Source organism: Pseudomonas sp. (assembly GCF_037994325.1).
Taxonomy (GTDB): Bacteria; Pseudomonadota; Gammaproteobacteria; order Pseudomonadales; family Pseudomonadaceae; genus Aquipseudomonas.
The window spans coordinates 1-4,852 of sequence record NZ_JBBNAH010000082.1 but is presented as its reverse complement, the minus strand read 5'-3'; the positions used below and the strand labels follow the sequence as shown (position 1 = coordinate 4,852).

The 4,852-nt window shown below is 59.7% G+C and carries 6 protein-coding genes; all 6 read right to left on the bottom strand.

What is annotated here, in order from left to right:
* Nucleotides 1-51: 51 nt before the first annotated feature.
* Complete coding sequence (locus AAAB16_RS02655) at nucleotides 52-396, bottom strand: cupin domain-containing protein (RefSeq protein ID WP_340661939.1); 345 nt, start codon at nucleotides 394-396, stop codon at nucleotides 52-54.
* 97 nt (nucleotides 397-493) lie between these two features.
* Nucleotides 494-856 carry a cupin domain-containing protein gene (locus AAAB16_RS02650; protein ID WP_340661938.1) on the bottom strand — a complete coding sequence of 121 codons (363 nt, stop codon included), beginning with the start codon at nucleotides 854-856 and terminating at the stop codon, nucleotides 494-496.
* On the bottom strand, nucleotides 849-2,132 hold the full coding sequence (locus AAAB16_RS02645; RefSeq protein ID WP_340661937.1) for a glycosyltransferase: 1,284 nt from the start codon (nucleotides 2,130-2,132) through the stop codon (nucleotides 849-851). The genes AAAB16_RS02650 and AAAB16_RS02645 overlap by 8 nt, the downstream gene beginning before the upstream one ends.
* A gap of 39 nt (nucleotides 2,133-2,171) precedes the next feature.
* The gene (locus AAAB16_RS02640) at nucleotides 2,172-3,269 is read right to left on the bottom strand and encodes an ABC transporter ATP-binding protein (protein WP_340661936.1); all 1,098 of its coding nucleotides are present in this window, start codon (nucleotides 3,267-3,269) and stop codon (nucleotides 2,172-2,174) included.
* Complete coding sequence (locus AAAB16_RS02635) at nucleotides 3,262-4,068, bottom strand: ABC transporter permease (RefSeq protein ID WP_340661935.1); 807 nt, start codon at nucleotides 4,066-4,068, stop codon at nucleotides 3,262-3,264. Before AAAB16_RS02635 ends, AAAB16_RS02640 begins: the two co-directional genes overlap by 8 nt.
* Nucleotides 4,065-4,852: ABC transporter permease (locus tag AAAB16_RS02630; protein WP_340661934.1), on the bottom strand; the 788-nt coding region annotated here is incomplete at its 5' end. The genes AAAB16_RS02635 and AAAB16_RS02630, both read right to left, overlap by 4 nt.

Here is a 4,852-nt window from a genome sequence, read left to right as displayed (position 1 = left end):
CCAGAAAGGCATGGCGCAGCTCGGGGCGGGCGTACTGCTGGTGCATGGTGGTCACCGAATCATGTAAACCTTTTTGATGGTTTCGTGGACGGTGCAGGTGCCTTTCCAGTCTTTGGGGAAGAACGCTGCGGTGTCCGGTTTGATCTCGATCACTTCGCCGCTCTCGTGCACATAGGTGCTGGTGCCTTCGAGGAAGTGGCAGAACTCATCGCTGGTGACATGGCAAAACCACTTGCCCGGCGTGCAAATCCAGATGCCGCATTCCGATTGGCCTTCGGGGCCTTTGTGCAGCACCACACCGGAGACTTTCGATTCGCCTTCGATCATGGTGGGGATGGTGCCCCAGTCTTTGAGGTCGGTGACTTGCAGCGGGTTGTATAGGTATGGGGTAGTCATAAATTTTGGTCCTTTATGAAGATTTCTGTGGGTAGGGTGTGCTGTGCGCACCATTGCGATTGCGGGGAAAACGCCCGGGGCGCGGAGCACACCCTACTTACGCCAGCATGTAGAGGTTGCGGATGGTTTCGATGACTTCGCACTCGCCGGTCCAGCCGGCGGGGAAGAGCACCAGGGTGTTGGCGTGCACTTCAATCACTTCGCCATTGTCTTCGCGATACGTGGCGCGGCCAGAAACGAAATGGCACAGCTCGTCCCGTGGAATCGACAAGCGCCAACGCCCCGGTGTGCATACCCACAAGCCGGTTTCCGGGCTGTTGTTGGGGCCTTTGAACAGCAGGCGGCCGCTGGAGTGGGACACGCCTTCAACGGCGTCGCTTTGCACACCCCAGTCGACCAGGTCGGTACGGGTGCTGACGTCGTACAGCGCCGGGGCGCTGCTCGGGGTTGGGTTAGTCATGGTTTAACAGTCCATCAAGAATGGTGGCCGCGTCTTGCGGGCCTTTACGGGATTGCATATAGGCGCTGGTTTCTTTTAAGCGTGCGGCCATGGCTTGGTCGGTCAGGCAGGCGTCGAGCTTGGCGGCGAGGTCAGCTTCACTCCATTCATAACGATCAAGCTTGAAGCCGTGGCCGCTTTCTTCGGCGCGCATGGCGTTGTCGTGGCCGTCCCACACGTAGGCCATCACGATGGCCGGTTTGCCGAAGAACAGGCACTCGGTAAAGCTGTTATTGCCGCCGTGGTGGATCACCGCGTCGACCTGGGCGATCACCGACGGCTGCGGGAACCAGTTGGAAATCTGCACGTTGTCCGGCAGGTCGGTGTATTCGTCCAGGTGCTCACCGACATTGAACAGCGCGCGGTACGGCAGTTTTCCAATCGCGCTGATAAGCCGCTTAAGCAGCTCAACATCGCCAGAACCCAGACTGCCGAAACTCACATACAGCAGCGCTTTATCGTTGTTGGCTTTGAAGTGGGGAATGTCATACGGCTTGTCGGCGCGCACGCAGCCTTGCAGGTAGTGGAACTGCTCGGGCGGCAGGGCGTGGCGGCGCTCGAATTTCACCGGGTCCGGGTACAGCAGCAGGTTCATAAAGGGCGACGCTTCAAAGAAGGTGCCCAGCGGGTACGGCTGCTCGCCATGGGCGACCAGAAACTCGTTGAAGTCGGCATGAATCGGCCCGACTTCTTCGTCAAAGCGCTTACGGAATTCGGCGTGGCCGGCTTTGTCGTGCACGCTCATGCCGGACAGGTGCGGCGGGATATCCGGGTCTTCAATTTCGTTTTCCGAGCAGGAAATAATCCGCACCCAAGGTTTGCCAAATTGCTTGATGGCCGGGAACAAGATCACGTTATCCACGCAGATCAAATCCGGCTGCACCTTGGCTAGTACGCCGGGCAAATCCTTCTCCGCCCACTTGGCGGTTTCGACGATGGCCGCCCAGCATTCCTTTACGTAGTTGGGGATTTGCTCGAGCGGGCTTTTGCGGAAGTTGGGGATATGGCCGTTGATAAAGTCGACCCAGTACTTGGCCATTTCCTCGGCCGGCATGGGCGCGGACATATTGACCATATGCTCCTCAAAGCCGTAGCCCGAATACACGCCGCTCATGCCCGGGTCGGTGAGGAACACCGCCTTGTGCCCGAGGGCTTCACAGGCCTGGGCAATGCCCACGGAATTCAGGGCCGGGCCGTAAGCGGCTTCGGGAAAGAAGGCGATGACTTTTTGCTTCATGACGCTGTGCTCCTACCTGATTCGTTGTTGTGAAATGGCCTAGCGGATCAGTACGCGGGCATGCCGCGTCTGCCAGCCAAGGCGAATGCTGGCGCCCTGGGCAAACTGGGCGAAGTCGAGTTGTGAGGACGGCACGCGCACGATCAGCGGCTTGTCGCTGAGGGCAGTTTGTACGTGCAGGTTGGTGTCCAGACCGTGGTAGGCGATTTCGACGATCTGGCCGTCCACTTGGTTGACGCAGGCCTGCACCTCGGCCACGGCAGTGGCGTCGTTGAGTACCTGTAAACGCTCGGGGCGAATTACCAGCGCTACCGGTTCGTTGCGCAGCTCGCCAATCGCGGATTCGACCTTGAGGGTGCGGTTGCGCACGCTCACGCTGTTGTCGCTCTGGCGCACACCTTCGAGGATATTGCTCACGCCAATAAAGTTGGCGACAAAGCGGCTGTTGGGGTTTTCGTATAGCTCAGCCGGCGAGCCGCATTGGCAGACCTTGCCGCCGTCGAGCACGGCCATGCGGTCGGACATCACCAGGGCTTCTTCCTGGTCGTGGGTAACGATGATGAAAGTGATGCCGCTCTCGTGTTGCAGGCGCTTGAGCTCCAGCTGCATTTTTTCCCGCAGCTTTTTATCCAGCGCGCCAAGGGGTTCATCCAGCAGCAGTACGCGCGGGCGTTTGACCAAGGCACGGGCCAAGGCCACGCGCTGGCGTTGGCCGCCGGAGAGCTGGTCGGGTTTGCGTTCGGCCAGTTCGCCCAGTTGCGCGGTGGCCAATACCTCGTCCACGCGCTGGCGAATTTCTGCGGCCGGGAGCTTGTCCATTTCCAGGCCGTAGGCGATGTTTTTCCGCACGGTCATGTTGGGGAACAGGGCGTAGCTCTGGAACATCAGGTTCAGCGGGCGCTTGTTGGCCGGCAGCGGCGAGATATCGGTGCCGTCCAGATAAATGCAGCCGCCGCTCGGCGTTTCAAAACCGGCGAGCATGCGCAGCAAGGTGGTTTTGCCGCAGCCGGAGGGGCCGAGCAGGGCGAAGAATTCGTTCTCGCGGATGCTTAGCGACACCTGATCTACCGCCACCAAGTGGTCGCCGTAACTTTTGCTGACCTTGTCCAGGACCAGTACGTTCTTTGCTTCATTCATGGGCGGTGGGAGCCTTGTTCAAACGCTGCGATGCCAGCAGCGCGGTGATGCTCACCAGCATCACCAGCGTCGCCAGGGCATTGATTTCCGGGGTGACGCCGAAGCGGATCATGGCGTAGATCTGCATCGGCAACGTGGTCGAGGCCTGGCCTGAACCGGAGTTGAAAAAAGCGATGATGAATTCGTCCACCGACAGGGTGAACGCGAGCAAACCGCCCGCCAAAACGCCGGGGAAAATCGCCGGCAGCAGCACCCGGCGCAGGGTGGTAAACCAGCCGGCGCCCAGGTCAATCGAGGCTTCAAGAATCGAGTAATCGAAATGCTTGAGGCGGGTGCGCACCACCGCGCAGACAAAGGCGATGTTGAACACCGCGTGGCTGATGATGATTGAGTGCAGGCCCAGGCCCATTTTCACTAAGTTGAAAAAGCTCAACAGGGCGATGGCCAGCACAATGTCAGGGATGATCATCGGCGCCATCAACAGGGTGTCGGCGACGTGGCCTTGCTTCTCACCTTTACGACGCAACTCCACGCCCAAGGCCAGCAACGTGCCAAGCACACAGGCGATAAAGGTCGAAGTCAGCGCGACGATCAAGGTGTTAAGCGCCGCCGACAGCACCGCGCTGTTATTGGCCAGCGCGCTGTACCACTTGAGTGAGAAGCCGGTCCAGGTGGTGGGCAAGCCCGACTTGTTAAACGACAACAGGATCAACACCAGAATCGGCACATAGAGGAAGGCATACACCAACCACAGGTGGGCGCCGAGCACGGTGGAGCTGGTCATGGTTTGCCGGCTCATGCTTTGCCCTCCGCCGCACGACGGGCCAGCAGTGCCTGTACAAACAGCAGCAGCAACATAATGGCGATGAGGATAAAGCTCAGCGCCGAGCCAAATGGCCAGTCGCGGGCGGTCAAAAACTGCGAATAGATCAGGTTGCCGACCATCTGCACCTGCTTGCCGCCGAGCAAATCGGCGGTGATGAAGTTGCCGATGCTCAGCACAAAGACAAACACAGAACCGGCAGCGATGCCGGGCACGCTCAGCGGCAGAATAATCCGGCGAAAGGTCATCCAGCCGGAGGCGCCGAGGTCGCGCGAGGCTTCCCACAGCTCGCCATTGATGCGCGACAGCGAGGAGTAAATGGCCAGAATCACAAAGGGGATGTAGTTGTACACCAGGCCCAACACCACCGAGCTTTCGGTATAGAGCAGGCTGATGGGCTCGCCGCTGTAACCGAGGGTGGCCGCCAGCTTGTTCAGCAGGCCTTCGCGGTTAAGCAGTACGATCCAGGCGTAGGTGCGGATCAGGTAATTGCTCCAGAACGGCAGCATTACCAGGAACAGATACACCGGCTGACGATGGCGTGGCGCGCGGGCAATCGCATAGGCGGCGGGGTAGCCGATCAGCACCGCAAACAGGGTGGCCAGCGCGGCGATTTTCGCCGACTTGAGCAGAATGCCCAGGTACAGCGGGTCGAAGGCGCGGGCGTAGTTGTCCCAGGTAAAGGTCCAGTCGATGCCGCCATAGGCACCGCGCTCGACAAAGCTGTAGACCAACACCAGCAGGCACGGCAGCACTAAAA